The organism is Vibrio sp. HB236076, from assembly GCF_040957575.1.
Classification (GTDB): domain Bacteria; phylum Pseudomonadota; class Gammaproteobacteria; order Enterobacterales; family Vibrionaceae; genus Vibrio.
This window is the reverse complement of the sequence record NZ_CP162601.1, coordinates 2,743,560-2,763,567: the sequence shown is the minus strand read 5'-3', so window position 1 is coordinate 2,763,567 and position 20,008 is coordinate 2,743,560. Positions and strand designations below refer to the sequence as shown.

The following is a 20,008-nucleotide window of genomic DNA, read 5'->3' as shown; positions in this document are numbered from 1 at the left end:
GGAGGAGAAAATCGCTAAAGCAGAGGAAAAATGACGATGTTCTTTGATGAGATAATGCGTATATAAAATACAAAATATGTAATTTTTTTACGGTTAAAGTTTGACCAATATCACGTTGATTAAGTATAATTAAGTCAGTTGAAATAATGTGTGAGATTAAGTGTATGAATACTACAGTTTTTAAGAAAACTAACGAAATGAGTGCCATGAGTGAAAAGAAATCAACACTGGCTTCTGAAGCGTGGTTCTTTGTGAAGTTTACCGGTTTGATGGCAGTAGTGGCGTTCTTTATGGCTTCAGCTTGGGTTTAAAAGCTGGGTCTTTTTACTTGTTCTTAGCCAATATGTTTTTGCTTATCTAAGCAAAAAAAGCAACGAACGGAGGCATTCGTTGCTAAGAGAAGCAATCTTTGGGGTTGAGCTTCTAAATATCAGTGTTGACTGAAGTTTGCTGATTTTATTTATGTGCTTTAAAAATCACCGACACACCCAAGACTAGAGTGACTGTCATCATAGCTTTTAATCACGCAGTGCCGCGATTAAAGTTCAAAATGACTTTGTTGGGCAAATTGATGAATTCTTTGTTTGGCGATCACCAAATTTTCTTTCCAATTTTTATCGTCGTTGGCCCACATCTCTATCACCAAGGGGCCGCGGTATTGGATGTCCGCCAATGCTGAAAAAATATTGGGGAAATCCACTTCGCCTTCACCAATAACGAGGTCGCGATATTGGCCCGGCTGATCGCCGCGCGTTTTTAACGTATCCTTGAGGTGAATTTGCACTACGTGATGTTGGCTTAATTTAAGCTCGGTCGGAACATCGTAATGCCAGGCTGAAATATTGCCGACATCGGGGTAAGCCATAAAGAATGGCGAAGGCACCTCGCGCTTGATGATCTCGAATTTGCTGAGGGAGTTGAGGTAGGGCGTTTCCATGATCTCGACAGCTAATAATAGCCCAGCCTGCTCTGCCAGTGCCGCACTGGCTTTCATCCCCGCCACAAAATGACGATGGCTGTCTGCTGTCGATGGTTCATAATACACATCATAACCAGCTAACTGGATACAACGAACGCCGAGTTTATAGGCAAAGGCAATGGCTTTTTTCATGATCTCGAGCGCTTTTTCTCGCTTATTCGGATCGGCAGAGCCGAAAGGGTAAGCGCGATGCAGGCTGAGACAAAGCGATTGTATTGGCATGCCATACTGTTCAGAGAGTCGACGCAAGGCATAAATGTCTTCATCACTCCAGTCTAGCCTTGCACTTCGGTGTTCACTTTCATCAACAGAGATTTCGATAAAATCAAAGCCCATTTCGGCGGCGGTTTCAAAACGTTGTTGCCAAGTAAAATCATCGGGCATGGCTTTTTCGTACATGCCTAAACGCGGTTTGGTTGGAGTTGTGTACATGGTATGTCCCTTTTATTAACCATATTGAAGAGATAGGACGGACATCAGCCGTTGATACTCTCTTCTATTTGTTTAGTGGTTTGTTGAATTAAATTGGCTAAGTGTTCAAAGCCATAATTTCGGATCCGCGGGGTGAGGGAAGAAATGCTAATCGCGTAAACAGGGTTGTGTTGCCGGTCTAGAATCGGCACGGCAACACAGGAAATCCCAATTTCATTTTCTTCGTCGTCAATGGCGTAACCGCGTTGTTTTATCTCGTCTAAATGAGCAAAAAAAGCGTCTTTTTCTAAGATGGTATTATTGGTTAAGGGTTTCATTGTACTTGAGTTGCGTTGCCAATACGCTTGTCTTACTTCATCGCTACTAAACGCTAAATAGCATTTTCCTGCCGCAGAGCAGTACATCGGGGACGAGAGACCGATATAGGTTCGAGTGCGAAAGGTGGCATTAGCGGGCTCTAGCTTGTCTTTGAAAATAATATGGTCTGCGTCAAAAGAGAGAAAATTCACGGTTTCATCAATATTGCTGAGCAATTGATTGAGATGAGGTTTTACAATCCCCGTTACATCAGAATGCATGGCGCTGTAGCCGATTTGGACCAGTTTTGTTGTGAGTCGATAGTCTTTACTCATGCCAACTTGGCTCACGTAGCCCATTTCTTCAAACGTAGAAAGAATGCGATGAACAGACGATTTGTTATGTCCCGATTTCTGGCTGATAGTCTGTAACGACGTGCCATTGGGGAATAAACTCAAGCATTCAAGAACCTCGAGTGCTTTGGATAATGATTTGATTGTCTCACTCATCGTGGTTTTACCTTACCAATGTAATTGGATATTGTGGTGAAAAGCGTCGGCATGACGAAGGCCATCGTCGGCGAGTAACGCCCGCCCGGCAATGAACGCTTTTACGTCTAAATGTTTAAATAAGCTTAATGAATCTGGGGTAATACCACCAGTAATGGAGACTTGCATACCGTAACTTCTCAATCTCTCTAGGCAATCGAGATCGGCTTGGCTCCAATCGAGACCGGCTAACTCAGCATCTCGAGAACGGTGGTAAATGACCTGTTCAATCCCCATCGCTTTCCATTGTTGAACGTCTTGCCAAGTCCAATGGCCATAGAGTTCAATCTGTACTTCGCCATTGTGCTCTTTGGCGACACTTTGCGCCGCGCGAATGGTTTCGATATGGGCAGCGGCACTGACGGTAATCCAGTTTGCCCCGGCGCGAAAGGCCATTTGCGCTAACATGCGACTGGCATCGGTAATTTTGACATCAAACACAATCAGGTGATGGGGAAAGTGGCGGCGAATAGCTCGCACCGCATTTAACCCTTGTGAGACCGCGAGGATGGTGCCGACTTCAATGATGTCGACTTGGTCTGCGATGAAATTGAGTTGCTCGATCGCTTGCTGAGTATCTTCAATATCGAGTGCGACTTGTAATAGCGGTTTAGTCATGCTTGCTTGCCTCAAATTGTGCGAATAGACCAACGAGTTGGCTGTATTGTTGGTATTTGTCTTGATACGCTTGGCGATATTTAGCGCGCGGGGTGAAGTGCTGTTCTTCGCTGTGCCAGTACTGCCGGCATTGGGAATAATCTGAGTATTCACCGGCACCGACCATGGCCACCATGGCCGCGCCGAGTGCGCCAGCTTCTTCAATACCTGTGGTTGTGACCTTCATGTTGGTGATATCGGCGAGCATTTGCATCCATACTGGGTTAGCGGTTGGCCCACCGGTTACGATGAGCTCGTCGGTGTTGGGAAAGCCAGTGCGCAAGCGGTCTAAATGCACACAGAGCGCAAAAATAATCCCTTCCCAAATGGCTTGAATCATGTGGGCATGAGAGTGGTGAGATTGTAGGCCATAAAAGCCGGCTTTGATCCCTAAGCCTTGGTTTGATCCAAATAAAAAAGGCACAAACAACAGGTCACTGCCAGCAGGTTGCAGGCCTTCAACGGCTTGCTGATTGCTCTGGTGATCCCATTGACCATCTGGGGTCATGAGATCGGCAAACCATTGGTAGTTGCTGGCAGAGGTCGGACTGGCTTCATGAAGAATATACTGACCTTGATTGGCGTATTGCCCATACACAAAGGGGTAATCGGTATCAGGAATATGGTCGTGAATAGCTGAAATCACCGACCAAGTGCCCATCACCACATTAAATTGTGAGTGCGAAGGAGTAATACCGGAGCACAAGGCCGTCGACACCACATCAAATAAGCCGCCAAACACCGGCGTGCCCACCGATAATCCCGTCTCTTGCGCCGCTTGTTCTGTTAGCTTGCCGGCTTGCTGGTGTGGCTCGATAAGGGGAGGCAGCGCCTCTCGCAGTTCTTCAAGTCCAAACAGGGCGAGTAACTCGTCATCGTAGTCTTGGCGCTGACTGTGATAGCAGTGACTTTCCGACATATTGGTGACTTCGGCGTGGATCTCACCGGTTAAGCGAAATCTGAGGTAATCATGAGCCATGAGAACCGCGCCAATCTTGTTGTAACGCTCTGGCTGATTTTCTTTTATCCAGCGTAAAATCGACACCGGGTGGCCGGTCCACAGGGTTTGTTTGGACAAGGGATAAGCGCTTTGATGTACGCCTTTTGCCAACCAATCTTTGACGATGGCAAGGGAGCGGCTGTCTGAGGACATGATGCCATGGCCTAAGTTTTGTCGCTGCTTGTCGAGCAAATATACTCCCTTACCTTGGGCAGAAATACTGATGCCTTTGATTTGTTCTGCCGGGATCGACGTTTGTGCCATTAAGTCTTGTAACACGAGCGCGGTGTCTTGCCATAAACTGTCGAGGTCTCGCTCAACCCAACCTTGTTGTTGGTTAATCACTTGGGCTGGTCGACGAGCCAGTGTTTGCAATTGACCTTGTGCATCAAACAAAGCGGCTTTCATGTAGGTGCCACCGGAGTCAATACCAATGTAATAGTTCATGTGTTTATCCTTTTGTCTCATGCTCTTGGTGAGGGTCAATTCGCTGTTGGAAACAAGGCTTGTAAGCGCTCTGCGAGCCCCGTTGGGTGATGGTGATCAAACGCACTGACCTCAGTGGCGGCTTTTTGCACGGCAGGTTCGGCATTGCGCATTGCGATACTACGTCCAGAAATGGCAAACATGGACAGGTCATTGTGGTTGTCACCAACCGTGGTCAATTGGGTTAGGTCCAATTGCTGTTGCTGCGCAAATTGCGTGAGCGCATGCCCTTTGCTGTTACCGGGGGCAGCGAAATCGATCCGGTTGTGCCAGGAACGTTCGCCGTTAAGGTTCTCCATCACCCAGGGGTCTTGACTTACGGGGTCGAGATTGTCGCCTTCGACCACCAATTTCCACACGTATTGGCTCGACTCAAGCTTTTGAACAAGGTCATCACAGGCTTGCACCAAGGGACGATGTTGCGCGGGAAACTGCAAAGTCCAATCAACCAGCTCGCGAATGTAGTGGGGCGGATTGTGTTGCAAAAACCACATGCCGTCTTGGTTGTACAATACCGGTCGCAATTGAGCATCGAGCAACTGTTCTAGAAAGCGCTCAGCAATGGCTTGGCCAATCGGTTTGGGCTCGATAAAAGCGCCTTGCTGTACATCGTATAAATAGCTGCCATTACAGCAAATCATTGGTGTTTCCAGTCCAAGCGCTTGGTAATAAGGCAGGGCTGCAACATGGTGCCTGCCGGTGACAATCAACACCAGATAGTCACGAGCAATGGCTTGGATAGCGGCCAACAACTCGGGGCTTATCTGGTGATCTCGATTGAGCACTGTACCGTCTAAATCCAGCGCTAACCAAGGTCGGTTGTTACTGTGTTCAGTGCTCATCCTGATTTCCTTTTTGACCGTAATAAGCGTCTTTGCCGTGTTTGCGCAGATAGTGTTTATTGAGCAGTTCGGTATTGATTTTGACCCCAGGGTTGAGCACGCGAGTGGCAGTGGCCATCGCGGCAATCTCTTCCATCACCACGGCATTGTGAACCGCTTCTTTGGCGTTTTTCCCCCATACAAAAGGCGCGTGACCAGCAATGATTGCCCCTGGCATGGACGCGGGGTCCAAATGACGTTTCTCGAAGGTTTCAATAATGACTAAGCCGGTATTTTTCTCATAATCTTGACGAATTTCTTCATCGCTCAATTGGCGAGTACAAGGGACATCGCCATAAAAGTAATCGGCGTGTGTGGTGCCTAATGCGGGAATATCGTGACCGGCTTGCGCCCAAATTGTGGCGTTGCGCGAGTGGGTATGGACTACGCCGCCGATGTCTTGAAAGGCCTTGTACAGTTCAAGGTGGGTGGCGGTATCGCTTGATGGATTGAGGTGGCCTTCGAGAATATTGCCCTCGAGGTCGAGGACTACAATGTCGTCTACCGTCATGGCTTTGTACTCAACGCCAGAGGGTTTAATGGCAATAACCCCCAACTCTCGATCGATTTCAGAGACATTGCCCCAAGTAAAAGTGACTAATCCATACTCAGGTAAAGCTAAGTTGGCGGTTAATACGCGTTGTTTGAGTTCTTGATACATAATGAATGCCTTACATGATACAACAGGGAGAATCCCCGCTCAGTCTCTGAGCGGGCGTTGGGTTATTTTTCTGCTTCGATCATTTTGATCATGTGATCGCCGTGCTCTTTGATGTAGTTATCCCACACTGGTTTCACGGCCTGTTGGAAGGCTTGGCTGTCGACATCGCGGTTCACTTCCATGCCCAGTGACGACAATTCGTCGATCATACTGTCTTCTTTTTCGATACTCATCTGACGCTGTGCCTCGACCGCTTTTTTGGCCGCATCAAGAATGATTTTTTGTTCTTTCTCATCCAAACCGTTGAACTTTCTAAGGTTCATGGTGACAACTAAAGGCGAGTAAGCGTGTTGGGTTAAGCTGAGGTATTTTTGGACTTCGTTGAATTTAAAGGACAAAGTTACACCAATCGGGTGGTCTTGTGAGTCAACCACACCGGTTTCAAGAGCGGTATACAGCTCAGCCACGGGGAGTTGTTGTGGATTTGCACCTAAAATATTGAACATGTCATTGAGGGCTTTGGAGCCATTGACGCGCATTTGCAGGCCTTTGACATCGTCTGGCGTGCGAATAGGGTGCTTATTATTCGTAATGTTACGATAGCCACTTTCTGGATAGCCCAATCCTTTTAGGTTGAATTTTTCCATCTCAGTAAAGATTTCTTGCCCAGGTTTACCGTCGAGTGCTTTATAGGCCACTTGTCGGTTGGGGAAGATAAATGGCAAGGTAAAAGCCGCGGCGTCGGGGATTAAACCGGAATAGTTGTTTAGACCTACCATAGTGATGTCAATAATGCCCGCCCGGGTACCATCGATCATTTGTTTGTCATTGCCCAATTGACCTTGTGGGTAAATATTGACTTTGAGGTCGCCATTAGACTGTTTTTCTACTTCTTGCTTGAACAACAGAGACAGGTTTTGCTGTAAATCTGACTCGGGTGCGGCATGGGCAAGCTTAAGTGTTGTCTGTGCCATAGCAGAGGTAGAAACAACCAGTAATGAAGTCAGGCCGATAAGAGTGTGTAGGGGTTTCATTGTTATTCTCCTTGGGTGACTTAACCAATGATCCAAGACATTGGTACAGTGATGATACCTGGGAAGATGACAAACAACGCCAGCAGTACCAAGTATGCAAAAATAAAGGGTAAAACGCCTTTGACAGCGGTAGACATCGGCACTCGAGTCACGCCGCAAACGACATTGAGTACGGTGCCAACGGGAGGGGTAATCAGACCGATAGAGCAGTTGATCACAAACAGTAAGCCAAAATAGACTGGGTCTATCCCTGCCATTTTGACCACCGGCATTAACAGCGGAACTAGGATTAAAATCGTCGGGCTGAGATCCATGACCATGCCGACACAGAGCACCAACACCATGATGACAGCCATGAGCAAGCGTGGGCTATCGACGAGAGGGCCGAGCAGCTCTGCCAGTTGTTGCGGCAGTTGCGCCACTGTGATGAGCCATGCGGCGACCATGGCACAACCGACCAGGAACATCACCATGGCGGTAGAGCGGCCGGCATTTTTTAAGATGTCGTAAAAACCGGTCAGCGTCAGCTCGCGATAGACAAACTTTGAAATTACAATGGCGTAGACGGCGGCGACAACGGCGGCTTCTGTTGGAGTAAAAATACCAAAGCGAATGCCGACGACAATTAAGATAGGCAATAACAAGGCCCAAGAGCCTTCTTTGAGTGCGGCTCTTTTTTCGGCTTTGGTCGCTCTTTCGTTGACCGGTAGATCACTGCGACGAATCGTTAAGCGCCAGACCAACATCAAGGCCATCCCCATGAGTAAACCGGGAATGATGCCGCCAAGGAAGAGGTTCTTGATTGAAATACCACCTGCAACCCCAACAATAATCAAGGGAATCGAAGGCGGAATGACGGGAGCGATAATACCACCGGCGGCCAGCAGTCCCATCGATGGCGCTTTGGGGTAGTCGGCGGCTTTCATCATAGGGTAGAGAATACTGACCAGTGCAGCGGCATCAGCAACAGCAGAACCAGAGAGCCCCGCAAGTAAAATTGACGTTAAAATCGCGACATAGCCTAAACCGCCTTTGCGATGTCCGACATAGGCACTGGCCAAATTGACAATGCGCTTCGATAAGCCACCAGAAGCCATGACTTCGCCAGCAACTAAAAAGAAGGGGATAGCGAGAAGTGTAAAGCTATCCACCCCATTGATCAGCGATTGAGCAATAATGTCGACGCTGAAAAAGTTCATTTGTACCATCAAGGCGAACGAAGCCAGTAGCAGAGCAAAAGCAACCGGTAATCCCAATAAAATGGATATAATGAGCACAGCCAAAAATAACAACAGCGTCATAGTGAATCTCCTTTAGGCGCTTCTTTTTTGATCTCGCTTGGGATCGAGGAAATGGGTGTGGTATCGGTTATTACGGGGTCGCCGTCCTGGTCGAGGGATTCGACGTCTGGCGCTGTTTTAAGTGAACTGGGGCTAAGGGTTTCGCATGCCGAGACCAAGACCATCAAAATGGCCGAAATGAAACCAGCGAGATAAAAAAGCGCCGAGGGCAGTCCCGTCAGCGGGGAAATGTCGGCCCAGTTGGCCATCATTTGTCGGTAACAACCTTGGCCGAGCATCAAGGCGGCAGCGAGAATGACTAACCAAGCGAGGCGAGTTAATAAAGGCACCAATTTGGGGAAGAAGCGCTGCGCAAATTCTTTTACGGCTAAGTGTTCATCGTTTCTCAGCATCACGGCTGCCCCGAGCATGACCACCCACACTAGGCCAAGACGAGACAACTCTACCGAAGGCCGCAAGCCTGAAGAAAAGCCGTAACGCAAAACCACGTTGGCAAACACTAAAGCGATCATCGCCGCTAAAATCACCGCCATCGTGACATCGATAACACGCCATACCCATAAAGAAATCGATTTGATCATGGTGTTTCTCCCCTGGTCATTAGAGTGCGATGATTTGACTCCAAATCTCATCGTGTATCTCGATGCCACCCGCGGCCTTGTGTTGGTCAATAAAGCGTTGAATATTGGAACCCGCAATACTGATGTGGCCTTCTTCCGCCGGCTCAGAAGCCAAAACGTAATCGCGTATGCGCTGCATCTCAGGGCCAAATTTCTCCGCTTGTATGGTTTTGCTGATGTCGATGGCGATCAAAAATTGCGATACGCCAAACTCGCCTTTTTGATCTTCGGTTAAAGCGGGGACGGAAAACCCGTCGGATAAAGCAGTCAGCATCATATCGAGGATGATCGACATCGAAGAGCCTTTCCAAAACCCCATCGGTAAAATGCGTTTGTTTTGCCATAGCGTATGCGGGTCGGTCGTCAGTTGGCCTTGATCATCGTAACCACCGATAACCGCGAGGGGCTTGTCGGCAAGGACGTGATTTTGCAATTGGCCGTAAGAGTATTGACTCATCGAGCAATCAACCAGCATCGGCGGCTCGCCGGCAATCGCCATCACTAAGGGATTGGAGCCAATGCGATGATCCTTGCCGCCCCAAGCCGGCATGACCGCTGTTGAGTTAGTGGCGCCAATGCCGATAAAACCCTCACGCGCCATTTTCAAGACGTAGGCTCCGCCGCGCATCCAGTGGTTGGAGTTTTTCATTGCGACCATTCCAATGCCGTTTTGTTTGGCTAATGCCATGGCGCGGTCGGCACAGACAAGGCCGTTTAATACCCCAGGCCCAAAGTGGCAGTCCCATTGCTCCAAGGCACCGATTTGATTGACGCATTCCGGTTTGGCATGCAGGTCAATTTGACCCTGGTCGACTTGGCTAATAAAAACGGGAAAGCGGTTGATACCGTGTGAGTAGATGCCTTCATTGGCCATATCGACAAAGCCTTGGGCCAGTCTATTGGCATCATTTTGATCCATACCGCGTTTAAGCAAGATACGTTGATATTCAGCGTGTAATTTATCGAGGGATACAAGTGCCATTTTTTCTCCATATTCCGTATTGCGGAATTTTCATGAGCGTGTGTTCCATAATATGGCATTTTTGCGCTGTCTGTTTTTTGATCAAGTGCAAACTTTTAACAAAACCATGCCTATTTGTGACTAAAATGTTAAATTTACGCTGTGAAATAATAAGGTCGATGATGAGTGCAATATAACAAGGGAGAATGTCGTGATTTGCAGTGCGATGTTGTTTCGTTATGATGAAAGGCTAGAACCTCAAACAGAGCAGCAACATGGACGTAGAACAAGTATCCTCCTCTTCTTGGCTCACTCATTCACACGGCAGACTCGATCTCAGTCAATGGTCACTTGGCAACGATCAGCACTGGGGCGTGTTGGTGTCCCATTCAACCCTTTCTGACGCATTAATTGAGTATTGGCAACAACACAGTGCGTTAACCCAAAGTGTGGTCTCTCTCAAGCAGCAACAACAATTGTTGGAACAAGAAATCGCCAAAGACGATACCGACTTTTTGGACCGTATTGATTACGGCTCATCGGTTGAGGCGATTGTCAAAGAGACAGGGTGTGATGAGGCCTTATTTGATGACGTGGTGGCACTGACGGATTTAGCCCCGTTACTACAGCGGCCTTTTCGTCAGTTGTCGACAGGGGAAACTCGCCGCTTGATGCTGGCGAAAGCCTTGGCCGAGCGGCCTCAGCGCTTGATTTTAGACGAGCCCTACGCTGGGATGGATGTGGCCCATCGAGCGCAGTTTGCCTCCCGCCTTGAGCAAATCCGCGAGCGTTGCCAGCTGGTGATTTTGTCTTCGCGGCCAGAAGAGTTGCCCGAATGGTTAGACAAGGTGGCTTGTTTAGATATCCGCTGGCAAAAACCGGCATTGTTTGAGCGCCCGTGGTCAACCAATCCGGTTTATAAACACCTTATTGCCCTGTCAGAGCAAGACCCTAGTGATCTAATCGCCTTAGCAAAACCCGAGCAGCATCAGGATTTGCCTAATCCAAGAGTGGTGTTTAATCAAGTGAGCGTCGAGTATTTCGATAAGGTCATTTTTAAGCATTTCGACTGGCAATTGCGCCCTGGTGAGCACTGGCAAATTCGCGGCCCGAATGGCTGCGGAAAAAGCACGTTATTAAGTCTGATCACTGGCGATCATCCACAGTGTTATTGTAATGATATTGAGGTGTTAGGCTTTAAGCGCGGACAGGGTGAGAGCATTTGGCAAGTCAAACAGCGCATTGGTATTGTCTCTTCGTCGCTGCATTTGCAATACCGAGTCAATTGCTCGGCACTTGCGGTGGTGTTATCGGGATATTTTGATTCGATTGGCGTGTATGAACAGACGACGTTAAAGCAGCGTCAGCAAGCGAAGCAATGGTTAGTGGCGCTGGGGATGGAAGGGCTAGAGAAGGTGGCGTTTCGCCAACTCGACTATGGTCAGCAGCGTTTATTGTTGATCGCCAGAGCCTTGATTAAGCATCCGGCATTACTCATTCTGGACGAGCCGTATCAAGGACTGGATCGCTTGAGTCGTCACTTAGTCATGGCCGCATTGGAAAACATTGCTCAGTCTCATATTTGTCAGATCTTGTACGTGACTCATTATCAAGACGACAGCCTAAGCGCGATTAAGCACTTTATCGACTTTGTTGAGCAGCCTGATGGTGGCTATCGATTGGACATCCACCATCAATAAAAGCAGGTTGAGGGTTAAGGATTGAGCTGACGTCGACGCAAACGGCGTTGCTCAATTTTTTGATGAACGCCGCGGCGCAAAATTTTCAGCCGGTTCTCCGCCCGGTCGACACCGAGTAAAACCAGCAAGGCCAATAGGGTAAACAGGATCACATGGCGTAAATAGCCAAGGCCAATCATGATACCCAGGGCGGCGAGTAACCAAATGATGGCCGCGGAGGTCACGCCGTGTATTTTTCCTTCTTGGGTCATCATGACACCGGCGCCTAAAAAGCCCACGCCAGTAATGATCTGACCCAACACACGGGCGTGATCCAAACTGGTTTGCGATAAGGTCATGGCGAGGGTCATGAAAAAGTAGGTCCCCGAGACAATCAAGATCGACGTGCGAATCCCCACCGGTTTGCCCCTTGTTTGCCTTTCCAATCCGATCATCAGGCCTGTCGCGGCGCAGCACAACAATGCCCACCAGTCAAAAGGGGTAATATCTAAAAATTCGCGCACAGTCATCGCCATTCTCAATCTTTAATTAGGTTGTTGTTTCTGAGGGTGAAATGCGCGAAGTATCCGGATTATTAGGTCATAATGCGAACAAAAAATTTTGTTCATGACGATAAATTAAACCGTTATTCTAGGTGTAAATCCAGCGGGGTTTTACTGTGGCGACCGGCAATTTCTCGCGTCAGTTTGGGCACCAAATACCCAGAAACCCGCGCCATTAATCCGGCCATCAATGCTTTCGCTTGCGCATCGTCAATATAAAAGTGACTGGCGCCCTGTACCTTGTCTAACACGTGCATGTAATAAGGTAAAATCCCCGCATCAAACAAGCTTTCGCTGAGGTTGACTAAGTCGTCGACCTGGTCATTAATGCCTTTTAACATCACCCCTTGGTTTAACAAGGTGACGCCAACGTCTTTTAGGCGCTGTAATTGAGCCGCCAAATAAGGGCTGATTTCATTGGCGTGGTTAATATGGGTAACCAAAATCACTTGGAAACGACTCTGCTCAAGCCTTTGGCAAAGCTCTGAGGTCACGCGATCGGGAATCACCACGGGTAAGCGGCTGTGAATGCGCAGCCGCTTGAGGTGTGGAATGGCTTCGAGTTGAGTCAGCAGCCAATCGAGCTCTTGGTCTTTGGCCATCAAAGGATCGCCGCCCGAGAGAATCACTTCATTGAGTTCGGGGTGAGCGGCAATGTAGTCGATACTTTGCTGCCACACCGCTTTGTTGCCTTTATTGTCTTGATAGGGGAAATGACGACGAAAACAGTAGCGACAGTTGATGGCACAGCCGCCTTTTAAAATCAGCAAGGCGCGATTGCGGTATTTGTGCAGCAGTCCGGGTTGTTGATTGCCTTGTTCTTGCAGCGGGTCTTGTGAATACCCCGGGGCAATGATGAATTCTTCCGCCAGTGGCAGTACCTGCCGTAGCAAAGGATCATAAGGGTTACCGGGTTCCATGCGTTCGACAAAACTGTAAGGGACGCGCTGGGCAAATAATTGGCGAGCGGCAAAGCCATCTTGCCATGGTGTCGGATCGATATCTAAAGCGGCAAGTAAAGTTTTTGGATCAGATATCCCATTCGCCAGCTGTTTGAGCCAGTTTTGCTCAACAGAATCAACTTTTCGGGTTATGATGTGCGTCATTAACGTTAACTCGGAATAATGTAAGAGGAAATCATGGCTACTGTTAGCACGAATGAATTTAAAGGCGGTCTCAAAATAATGCTTGATAACGAGCCTTGTGCCATTCTCGAAAACGAGTATGTGAAACCAGGTAAGGGTCAAGCGTTTAACCGCGTTAAAATCCGTAAACTGCTGAGCGGTAAAGTGTTAGAAAAAACCTTTAAATCTGGTGACTCCGTAGAAGTGGCGGATGTGATGGACATCGACCTTGACTACTTGTACTCAGACGGTGAATTTTATCACTTTATGAACAACGAAACCTTTGAGCAAATTGCTGCCGATGCCAAAGCGGTCGGCGATAATGCAAAATGGTTAGTTGAAAACAACGCCTGCATGCTTACTTTGTGGAATGGTAACCCAATTGCGGTCACCCCACCAAACTTTGTTGAGCTTGAAGTCACAGAGACAGACCCAGGCCTAAAAGGCGATACACAAGGGACTGGCGGTAAGCCTGCTACGCTGTCAACCGGTGCTGTGGTACGCGTTCCTTTGTTCATTCAAATTGGTGAAGTCATCAAGATTGACACGCGCAGCGCTGAATACGTTGGTCGTGTAAAATAACGTCTCAGCAGGGGCGATAGCGCGTCGCTAATGATGAATAAAAGGAGCGTTTCGGCGCTCCTTTTTGTCTGTGAATTTTCCACACCTTGCCTCCCTCCTGTTGGTTAAACACTCGATAACATCGCAGACAGTGACATGTAGCATAATCACTTAGGCCCTTGCGTTTTCATTGACCGAACCCTAAATCATAATGAGATAACGATGACAGAGCGTCGGGTTAATTTTACAATCTGTCTCTATTGATGACGCTTATTTTTATCACGAACTTAGGAAAGAAAAATATCATGTGGGCTCCGAGTGCAACGATGGCGATACTGAAACAGCGGGCAAAAATTCTTGCTGACATTCGAGATTTCTTTGCTCAACGAGCGGTTTTAGAAGTCGATACCCCAACCTTAAGTCACGCCACGGTCACGGATGTGCACTTGCAGACTTTTGCCACGCATTTTGTCGGGCCTGGCTACGCCGATGGGCGCGCTTTGTACTTAATGACCAGCCCAGAATTTCACATGAAGCGCTTACTCGCCGCAGGCAGTGGTTCGATTTATCAAATCAGCAAAGTGTTTCGCAATGAAGAAAGCGGTCGTTATCACAACCCTGAATTTACTATGTTAGAGTGGTATCGGATTGGCTTTGATCATGTCCAGTTAATGAACGAGATGGACGAACTGTTACAACGGACGCTGCGCAGTGAATGCGCCGAACGAATGACGTATCAAGAGGCTTTTTTGTCGGTGCTTGGTGTCTGTCCTTTATCGGCGTCGATGACTGAGCTAAAAGCTGCTGCCGCATCCTTGGGTTTGGCTGACATCGCTGAGCCTGAGCAAGATCGCGATACCTTATTACAGTTGCTGTTTAGCGTGGGGATTGAAGATAAAATTGGCCAATCTAGACCGGTGTTTGTCTATCACTTTCCGGCGTCTCAGGCAGCGTTAGCCAAAGTGAGTGCCAGCGACAGTCGAGTGGCTGAGCGGTTTGAGGTGTACTTTAAAGGCATTGAGCTTGCGAATGGGTTTCACGAGCTCGACAATGCTCAAGAACAATTACAGCGCTTTGAGCAAGACAATCAAAAACGCCATCAAATGGGGTTGGCTGAACAACCGATAGACTATCATTTAATTGAAGCGTTAGAACACGGTTTGCCGTCTTGTGCTGGAGTGGCTTTGGGGGTGGATCGTTTATTGATGCTCGCGCTTGATTGCGAGCACATTGATGAGGTGACGGCTTTCCCGTTTGCTCGCAGCTAACCAAAAGCTCGATAAGGAGAGTGAGTATGAGAGCTCGACATTCACGTCAGAAGCGGCGGCGTTGGAATAATTACATGATGTTAGGTGTTATCGCTTTTATGCTGCTATTGAATCTACCGACCATCATTAAAAATTATTTATTACCAGAGCCGCAGCCAGACTCGGTCTACTTACTGAACCCACAAGATGCGGTGATGGAGATCAATACCCTTGAGTGGGCATTAAAGTATCAGGGTAGCCTGTGGTTATTAACCCCCTCACTAGACGTACCAGGTGAGGAGCTTGTTGAGCGTTGGCAACAAGTTAAAGGCAGTGTCGTGAGTGACGAGATGCTGGGGCAATTAAAAGCGCATTTACCCGCGCCGGAAACGATCGAAGTTTGGTATGATCACCAAGAAGAGCCACAACGAATTACCTTATATCGTTTTGCGCAATTTTGGTTGCTCAAAAATTATCAACAGCAGTGGATCGCCATCAGTTTAGACGATGATTATTTACTGCCGAGTGTTTCACCTAAATAAGATTAAATCGAATGCCAGAATTACCAGAAGTTGAAGTAAGTCGCTTAGGGATCAGCCCTCATATTATTGGTCAAAGAATTGAACGAATTGACTGTCGGGTTGAGAAACTGCGCTGGCCGATCCCGCAAGAACTGTTTCTTTTACAAGGCGAGCAAGTGACGCAAGTGACTCGTCGTGCTAAGTACTTATTGATTGAAACGGCTAAAGGCAGCGCCATCGTTCATTTGGGCATGTCCGGCTCATTGCGGGTACTCGATGCCTTGTTAACCCCGGCCAAACACGATCACGTCGATGTCATTTTAGCCAATGGTAAGGTGTTGCGTTTCAATGACCCAAGGCGCTTTGGGGCGTGGTTATGGGTGGCGCCCGGGCAAGAGCATTCGGTATTGGCCAAGTTAGGTCCTGAGCCCCTTACCGATGACTTTTCACCAGACTGGATGCTTGAGCGGGCAAAAAATAAAAAAGTGGCAGTAAAAAGCTTTATTATGGATAACCAGCACGTTGTTGGGGTCGGTAATATCTATGCCAGTGAGTCTTTGTTTAGCGCTCAAGTTCACCCATTAACCCCAGCCGGAAAGGTCACACCAGCGCAGTGGCAAACCTTGGTTGCCTCGATTAAAGCAACGTTAGCGCAATCAATAAAACAAGGTGGCACGACGCTAAAAGACTTTTCTCAAGCCGATGGTAAGCCAGGGTATTTTGCGCAAGAGTTGCAAGTGTATGGCAAAGAGGGAGAGCCTTGCCCTCAGTGTTCTACCGAGTTAGTGGCAGAAAAAATTGGTCAGCGAAACACCTTTTATTGCCCGAATTGTCAGCGCTTAGAGCCCTAGTTTATTGTTGGTTCAGTTCGAAATATCGATGTGCGACCAGCAATGAAATCAGCTTTTCTCGCTTTTTATCTTTGAATTGTTCAACCCATTGGTGAGCATTTTTAATGATATTTTGAGCTTGGTCTGGGTGTTTTAGGTAATACTCCATTTTATCGATGAGATCTGAGTAATCATCTTTCACCTCGATGTAGTGCTTGTTGGCTTCTAAACGCCCTTCCATGAACCAAGTTTCAAATTTGGGTTTGGTCATGATAACGACTGAGTTTGATGACATCGCCCATTTTAAGTTGGTTGCGACGTCATTGCCTTCAATGGCTAATATGAATTTAAAATCAAGTTGCTCTTTGATACTCATAAACCCCTTTTCATAAGGTTCACCTTCAATTGGAGCTGTTCTTCCTACATCACACATAGGATGGTCGTAATACTTTGTTAGTAATAACTTTCTATGAGGCTTGCGACCTAAACCTCGCCATACCACTTGATCTTTTTTCTCAAAAAAAGGTTTATTGTCCGTAACAAAACAAAAATGACGTACTTCATTGAGTTTTAGTAATACCGAATTGTCATTGATATCATTGATGGGGCGACTTTTTAAAAACGTCGGTATTTGAGGTATCTTAGTGACATCACCGTTTTGATAAGCAAACGAGTAATGGCTCGGAAAACATTTGATAACTTTATGTAAATCAAAATAATATGTCGTCCCGCCTGTCTTCTGGAAGTTGGCTACGGATGTTGACTTATCTTTTGGCAGAGTAAAGGGCTGTTTGATTTTTAAATAGTAATTTACGCGGTCTTCTACATAGTCACATGGGGATTTTACGTACTCTCGGATAATTTTTTTTGCACAGTTCTTCCTTATCACATTAGGAAGTAGCCATATCATGGTATTTTTGGAGTAGTATTTAAATTTCTTTAACATGGTATGTACGTCTAAACTTTTTTCTTGTTTTTCAGTGCTTGATTGACTTCATAGGGGACCAGTTGTGACACGTCGCCGCCGTGAATCGCCACTTCTCGCACAATGGTGGAGGAGATAAATGCATTCTCCTCCGATGGCGTTAAAAAGACGCTTTCTAGCCCCGGCATTAAGCGGCGGTACATACTGGTTAAACCAAACTCGTATTCAAAGTCTATCGTTGTCCTTAAACCGCGAATGAGAATATTGGCTTGGCAAGATTGAGCAAAATCGACCATTAAGCCACTAAAGCCTTCCACACTGACATTATCCAGACTGGCTACCGAGTGCTTTACTAAGTTTACCCTTTCTTCTAATGAAAATAAGGTGTTCTTACTCGGGCTCGCGGCAACGGCCACTACGACGTGGTCAAACATGTTGGCGGCACGGCGAATAATATCAAAGTGACCGTTAGTAATCGGGTCAAATGTGCCTGGGTATAAAACTTTAGTGTTGGCCATCGGAAATTACCTGCTGGTATACGTTTTGGTATAAATTGGCCGTATGAGCAATGTCGAAGTATTGCATTTTTGCTTGGCCGCCGTCGATGAGTTGCTGTTTGAGCTCTGGGTTACTTTGTACAGCGACAATGTGCTGGGCGAGCTGTTCGTGATGTCCAGGCTCAATCAATAATCCCGAACTTGTCCCATCAATAATATCGGGAATCCCACCGGCTTTTGAGGCGGCAACCGGTAGGCCGCTTTGAATGGCTTCTAAGATCACCGAACCGAGCCCTTCACTGTAAGAAGGGTGAATTAACATATCAGCGGCGGCAAACCAATCGCCCATGTTGCTCTGTTTGCCCTCAAAACTTAAGTTATTCAGTCCTTGTGCTTGTTGCTGTAAAGTGTCTTTTTCTGGGCCGTCACCCAATAGCGCAATATGAACGTTGGGGCAACATTGGGCTAAGGCTTTCGCGGCGTTAATCGAAACGTTATGGCCTTTGTGCTTGAGCAGATTCGCCGCCTGAATCACCAAAAATTTGCCTTTAAATCGTTGTTTGATCTGTTCGACTTGTTGTTGATGTACGGGATAAGAAACCGGAGAGCTAGGGATTAAATAGTGAGCTTGGCTCGGGTGTCTTTTCTTCAATTGACTGACAATCTCGTTGCTTAAACCGATCAAAGCAGACGCTTTGCTATAGGCCAATTGCGACAACCATTTTTTCTTTAAGGGGTTATCGATACGTCGAGTGACGAGATAAGGCAACCCTGAGATAACACTCTGAATGAGAGCCCAATAAATCGCTCGTCCTTCGTGAACGTGAATCAACTGACAATCTTGGGTGATACTGCGGCTGTGCTGCTTTAAATAATGGGTGGCACTGACGAGCTGACAATCGAGCTTGTCGACCTCGCGATAAAACGGGCTTGCTGGATTGGCGACCACGACCAGTCGATAACCTAACCGCAATTGTTGATGAATCAGCTGTAGGGTTTGACGTTCTCCGCCGCTAAAGCCTGAAGCGAGATTGACATGACAAATATTCAATTTTAATACCTAGTTCGTTTTGTAAATAAAAAAAGATAAGGTTGTGTCATCTTGATTGGTAGAACAAGTTTCGATTATGTATTCAAGCGATTATTGACTACGTTATCTAATGCTTGTGTTACGTGTTCAGCGGTAATCATTTCCATCGCTTTTGGGTTTTGTACACGCTCTCGCCAGTCTAATTCGTCGACGGATTTCCCCGTTTGCAGATGAATCTGCTGTTCATACACGGAAACCACTGAATCTCGGTAGTGGTATGGACCAACGCGCTCGGGATTGTGATGGGCACATAATACCACGACTGGGGTTTGCATCGCACTGGCCATGTGCGCCGGCCCCGTGTCAGGACAAAGCACCAAGTCGACGTGATCAAGTAGGGCCAGCATTTGCAACATGCTCGACTTTCCCACTAAGTTAACACAAGGCGTTTCGAGTAACTGTTGGATATCATCGGCTAATTGTCGTTCTACATTAGCTGGGCTGCCAGCCAAAATGATGTGCCAGCCTTTAGTTCGCATGTGCTTAATGACGTCGACATAGCCTTGTGCATGCCAATTTTTATAAGCTTTGCTGGCGCCTGGCACAATCACTAGATTACGCGATTGTGGATTGAGGTGCGTCAATGCCCATTGCTGATCTTCCTGCGGGTATGTCAGGTTCCATTGGGGGGTAAGGGTTTTAGGGACCCCTAGAGTATAAGCAAAGGCCATTAAGCCATCGGCAACGTGTAAAGAATCGGGAGAGGGGACTTTGACATTGGTAAATAAGGTTTGAAAGTCCTGACTGCGTTCTGGCGAAAAACCCAGTTTGAATTTCGCTTTGATCCCTAAACTCGCGATACTGGCTCGCAAGGCATATTGCATATGCAATAAGGCGTCAAAGTGTCGGCCTTTTAATTGCTTCCACAGCGCTTGATACCCTTTCCAGCCGGCTTTTTTGTCAAAGGTAATGATTTCGACATTGTCGATGGCGGCAAGCAATTGCGCTTCGACTTTCCCTGTAATCCAGGTGATTTTTGTGTCAGGCCAGTGAGTTTGGATCGCCTGCACGGCGGCGATCGTGTTACACACGTCACCAATGGCGGATAAACGTAAAATACACAATGATTTAGGAGGGGTCGAAAACATAGATTTTAGCCGCATAGCAAGAATAG

At 47.3% G+C, this 20,008-nt stretch carries 22 protein-coding genes; 6 read left to right on the top strand and 16 right to left on the bottom strand.

The genetic code is table 11. From position 1 onward, the window contains the following. Positions 1-164 precede the first annotated feature (164 nt). Positions 165-311 carry a hypothetical protein gene (locus AB0763_RS12160; protein ID WP_306102037.1) on the top strand — a complete coding sequence of 49 codons (147 nt, stop codon included), beginning with the start codon at positions 165-167 and terminating at the stop codon, positions 309-311. A gap of 227 nt (positions 312-538) precedes the next feature. Here the strand turns inward: AB0763_RS12160 and AB0763_RS12155 are convergent, their stop codons facing one another. The 10 genes from AB0763_RS12155 to yiaK form a co-directional block, all read right to left on the bottom strand. After that, on the bottom strand, positions 539-1,411 hold the full coding sequence (locus AB0763_RS12155; protein ID WP_306102036.1) for an L-ribulose-5-phosphate 3-epimerase: 873 nt from the start codon (positions 1,409-1,411) through the stop codon (positions 539-541). A 44-nt stretch (positions 1,412-1,455) separates the two neighbouring features. Then, a complete protein-coding gene (locus AB0763_RS12150; protein ID WP_306102035.1) occupies positions 1,456-2,217 on the bottom strand; it encodes an IclR family transcriptional regulator in 762 nt (253 codons plus the stop codon). 12 nt (positions 2,218-2,229) lie between these two features. Further along, on the bottom strand, positions 2,230-2,874 hold the full coding sequence (locus AB0763_RS12145) for a 3-keto-L-gulonate-6-phosphate decarboxylase UlaD (RefSeq protein ID WP_306102034.1): 645 nt from the start codon (positions 2,872-2,874) through the stop codon (positions 2,230-2,232). Continuing rightward, the gene (locus AB0763_RS12140) at positions 2,867-4,360 is read right to left on the bottom strand and encodes an FGGY-family carbohydrate kinase (protein WP_306102033.1); all 1,494 of its coding nucleotides are present in this window, start codon (positions 4,358-4,360) and stop codon (positions 2,867-2,869) included. The genes AB0763_RS12145 and AB0763_RS12140 overlap by 8 nt, the downstream gene beginning before the upstream one ends. Before the next feature lie 35 nt (positions 4,361-4,395). Next, positions 4,396-5,241, bottom strand: coding sequence for a Cof-type HAD-IIB family hydrolase (locus AB0763_RS12135; protein WP_306102032.1), 846 nt, complete (start codon positions 5,239-5,241; stop codon positions 4,396-4,398). Further along, positions 5,231-5,941: an L-ribulose-5-phosphate 4-epimerase gene (locus tag AB0763_RS12130; protein ID WP_306102031.1), complete on the bottom strand. Its 711-nt coding sequence runs from the start codon at positions 5,939-5,941 to the stop codon at positions 5,231-5,233. Before AB0763_RS12130 ends, AB0763_RS12135 begins: the two co-directional genes overlap by 11 nt. 62 nt (positions 5,942-6,003) lie before the next feature. Then, positions 6,004-6,975: a DctP family TRAP transporter solute-binding subunit gene (locus AB0763_RS12125; protein ID WP_306102030.1), complete on the bottom strand. Its 972-nt coding sequence runs from the start codon at positions 6,973-6,975 to the stop codon at positions 6,004-6,006. A 20-nt stretch (positions 6,976-6,995) separates the two neighbouring features. Then, positions 6,996-8,276, bottom strand: a complete 1,281-nt coding sequence (locus AB0763_RS12120; RefSeq protein WP_306102029.1) for a TRAP transporter large permease — start codon at positions 8,274-8,276, stop codon at positions 6,996-6,998. Then, positions 8,273-8,857, bottom strand: a complete 585-nt coding sequence (locus AB0763_RS12115; protein WP_306102028.1) for a TRAP transporter small permease — start codon at positions 8,855-8,857, stop codon at positions 8,273-8,275. The genes AB0763_RS12120 and AB0763_RS12115 overlap by 4 nt, the downstream gene beginning before the upstream one ends. Positions 8,858-8,876: 19 nt before the next feature. After that, complete coding sequence (yiaK, locus tag AB0763_RS12110; RefSeq protein ID WP_306102027.1) at positions 8,877-9,878, bottom strand: 3-dehydro-L-gulonate 2-dehydrogenase; 1,002 nt, start codon at positions 9,876-9,878, stop codon at positions 8,877-8,879. 254 nt (positions 9,879-10,132) lie between these two features. On the opposite strand from yiaK, the gene AB0763_RS12105 reads away from it, so the two are divergent. Further along, the gene (locus AB0763_RS12105) at positions 10,133-11,557 is read left to right on the top strand and encodes an ATP-binding cassette domain-containing protein (RefSeq protein ID WP_306102026.1); all 1,425 of its coding nucleotides are present in this window, start codon (positions 10,133-10,135) and stop codon (positions 11,555-11,557) included. Positions 11,558-11,571: 14 nt separating this feature from the next. On the opposite strand, the gene AB0763_RS12100 is transcribed toward AB0763_RS12105, so the two are convergent. After that, positions 11,572-12,072: an MgtC/SapB family protein gene (locus tag AB0763_RS12100; RefSeq protein WP_306102025.1), complete on the bottom strand. Its 501-nt coding sequence runs from the start codon at positions 12,070-12,072 to the stop codon at positions 11,572-11,574. Between the two features lie 110 nt (positions 12,073-12,182). Beyond that, on the bottom strand, positions 12,183-13,205 hold the full coding sequence (epmB, locus tag AB0763_RS12095) for an EF-P beta-lysylation protein EpmB (protein ID WP_306102024.1): 1,023 nt from the start codon (positions 13,203-13,205) through the stop codon (positions 12,183-12,185). 33 nt (positions 13,206-13,238) lie between these two features. Here epmB and efp point away from each other — a divergent pair, with 33 nt between their 5' ends. The 4 genes from efp to mutM all read left to right on the top strand — a co-directional run bounded on the left by efp (position 13,239) and on the right by mutM (position 16,403). Beyond that, positions 13,239-13,805 (top strand): elongation factor P, encoded by a 567-nt coding sequence (efp, locus tag AB0763_RS12090; protein ID WP_306102023.1) that lies wholly within the window; start codon positions 13,239-13,241, stop codon positions 13,803-13,805. 284 nt (positions 13,806-14,089) lie between these two features. Beyond that, entirely contained in the window at positions 14,090-15,052 is a 963-nt protein-coding gene (gene epmA / locus AB0763_RS12085) for an elongation factor P--(R)-beta-lysine ligase (RefSeq protein WP_306102022.1), read from the top strand. A gap of 26 nt (positions 15,053-15,078) precedes the next feature. Beyond that, positions 15,079-15,573 (top strand): hypothetical protein, encoded by a 495-nt coding sequence (locus AB0763_RS12080; RefSeq protein ID WP_306102021.1) that lies wholly within the window; start codon positions 15,079-15,081, stop codon positions 15,571-15,573. A gap of 11 nt (positions 15,574-15,584) precedes the next feature. Beyond that, the gene (gene mutM / locus AB0763_RS12075; RefSeq protein WP_306102020.1) at positions 15,585-16,403 is read left to right on the top strand and encodes a bifunctional DNA-formamidopyrimidine glycosylase/DNA-(apurinic or apyrimidinic site) lyase; all 819 of its coding nucleotides are present in this window, start codon (positions 15,585-15,587) and stop codon (positions 16,401-16,403) included. Between the two features lies 1 nt (position 16,404). Here the strand turns inward: mutM and AB0763_RS12070 are convergent, their stop codons facing one another. From AB0763_RS12070 to AB0763_RS12055, 4 genes are all read right to left on the bottom strand, one after another. Continuing rightward, entirely contained in the window at positions 16,405-17,328 is a 924-nt protein-coding gene (locus tag AB0763_RS12070) for a glycosyl transferase family 90 (RefSeq protein WP_306102019.1), read from the bottom strand. Between the two features lie 11 nt (positions 17,329-17,339). Then, positions 17,340-17,825 carry a pantetheine-phosphate adenylyltransferase gene (gene coaD, locus AB0763_RS12065; RefSeq protein ID WP_306102018.1) on the bottom strand — a complete coding sequence of 162 codons (486 nt, stop codon included), beginning with the start codon at positions 17,823-17,825 and terminating at the stop codon, positions 17,340-17,342. Beyond that, a complete protein-coding gene (locus tag AB0763_RS12060) occupies positions 17,812-18,855 on the bottom strand; it encodes a glycosyltransferase family 4 protein (protein WP_306102017.1) in 1,044 nt (347 codons plus the stop codon). The genes coaD and AB0763_RS12060 overlap by 14 nt, the downstream gene beginning before the upstream one ends. Before the next feature lie 74 nt (positions 18,856-18,929). Next, positions 18,930-19,982 (bottom strand): glycosyltransferase family 9 protein, encoded by a 1,053-nt coding sequence (locus tag AB0763_RS12055; RefSeq protein WP_306102016.1) that lies wholly within the window; start codon positions 19,980-19,982, stop codon positions 18,930-18,932. Positions 19,983-20,008 lie beyond the last annotated feature (26 nt).

Excerpts from the sequence above, each read along its gene's own strand:
- AB0763_RS12160 (WP_306102037.1), top strand. The coding sequence starts at position 165 with ATGAATACTACAGTTTTTAAGAAAACTAACGAAATGAGTGCCATGAGT.
- AB0763_RS12155 (WP_306102036.1), bottom strand. The coding sequence starts at position 1,411 with ATGTACACAACTCCAACCAAACCGCGTTTAGGCATGTACGAAAAAGCC.
- AB0763_RS12150 (WP_306102035.1), bottom strand. The coding sequence starts at position 2,217 with ATGAGTGAGACAATCAAATCATTATCCAAAGCACTCGAGGTTCTTGAA.
- AB0763_RS12145 (WP_306102034.1), bottom strand. The coding sequence starts at position 2,874 with ATGACTAAACCGCTATTACAAGTCGCACTCGATATTGAAGATACTCAG.
- AB0763_RS12140 (WP_306102033.1), bottom strand. The coding sequence starts at position 4,360 with ATGAACTATTACATTGGTATTGACTCCGGTGGCACCTACATGAAAGCC.
- AB0763_RS12135 (WP_306102032.1), bottom strand. The coding sequence starts at position 5,241 with ATGAGCACTGAACACAGTAACAACCGACCTTGGTTAGCGCTGGATTTA.
- AB0763_RS12130 (WP_306102031.1), bottom strand. The coding sequence starts at position 5,941 with ATGTATCAAGAACTCAAACAACGCGTATTAACCGCCAACTTAGCTTTA.
- AB0763_RS12125 (WP_306102030.1), bottom strand. The coding sequence starts at position 6,975 with ATGAAACCCCTACACACTCTTATCGGCCTGACTTCATTACTGGTTGTT.
- AB0763_RS12120 (WP_306102029.1), bottom strand. The coding sequence starts at position 8,276 with ATGACGCTGTTGTTATTTTTGGCTGTGCTCATTATATCCATTTTATTG.
- AB0763_RS12115 (WP_306102028.1), bottom strand. The coding sequence starts at position 8,857 with ATGATCAAATCGATTTCTTTATGGGTATGGCGTGTTATCGATGTCACG.
- yiaK (WP_306102027.1), bottom strand. The coding sequence starts at position 9,878 with ATGGCACTTGTATCCCTCGATAAATTACACGCTGAATATCAACGTATC.
- AB0763_RS12105 (WP_306102026.1), top strand. The coding sequence starts at position 10,133 with ATGGACGTAGAACAAGTATCCTCCTCTTCTTGGCTCACTCATTCACAC.
- AB0763_RS12100 (WP_306102025.1), bottom strand. The coding sequence starts at position 12,072 with ATGGCGATGACTGTGCGCGAATTTTTAGATATTACCCCTTTTGACTGG.
- epmB (WP_306102024.1), bottom strand. The coding sequence starts at position 13,205 with ATGACGCACATCATAACCCGAAAAGTTGATTCTGTTGAGCAAAACTGG.
- efp (WP_306102023.1), top strand. The coding sequence starts at position 13,239 with ATGGCTACTGTTAGCACGAATGAATTTAAAGGCGGTCTCAAAATAATG.
- epmA (WP_306102022.1), top strand. The coding sequence starts at position 14,090 with ATGTGGGCTCCGAGTGCAACGATGGCGATACTGAAACAGCGGGCAAAA.
- AB0763_RS12080 (WP_306102021.1), top strand. The coding sequence starts at position 15,079 with ATGAGAGCTCGACATTCACGTCAGAAGCGGCGGCGTTGGAATAATTAC.
- mutM (WP_306102020.1), top strand. The coding sequence starts at position 15,585 with ATGCCAGAATTACCAGAAGTTGAAGTAAGTCGCTTAGGGATCAGCCCT.
- AB0763_RS12070 (WP_306102019.1), bottom strand. The coding sequence starts at position 17,328 with ATGTTAAAGAAATTTAAATACTACTCCAAAAATACCATGATATGGCTA.
- coaD (WP_306102018.1), bottom strand. The coding sequence starts at position 17,825 with ATGGCCAACACTAAAGTTTTATACCCAGGCACATTTGACCCGATTACT.
- AB0763_RS12055 (WP_306102016.1), bottom strand. The coding sequence starts at position 19,982 with ATGTTTTCGACCCCTCCTAAATCATTGTGTATTTTACGTTTATCCGCC.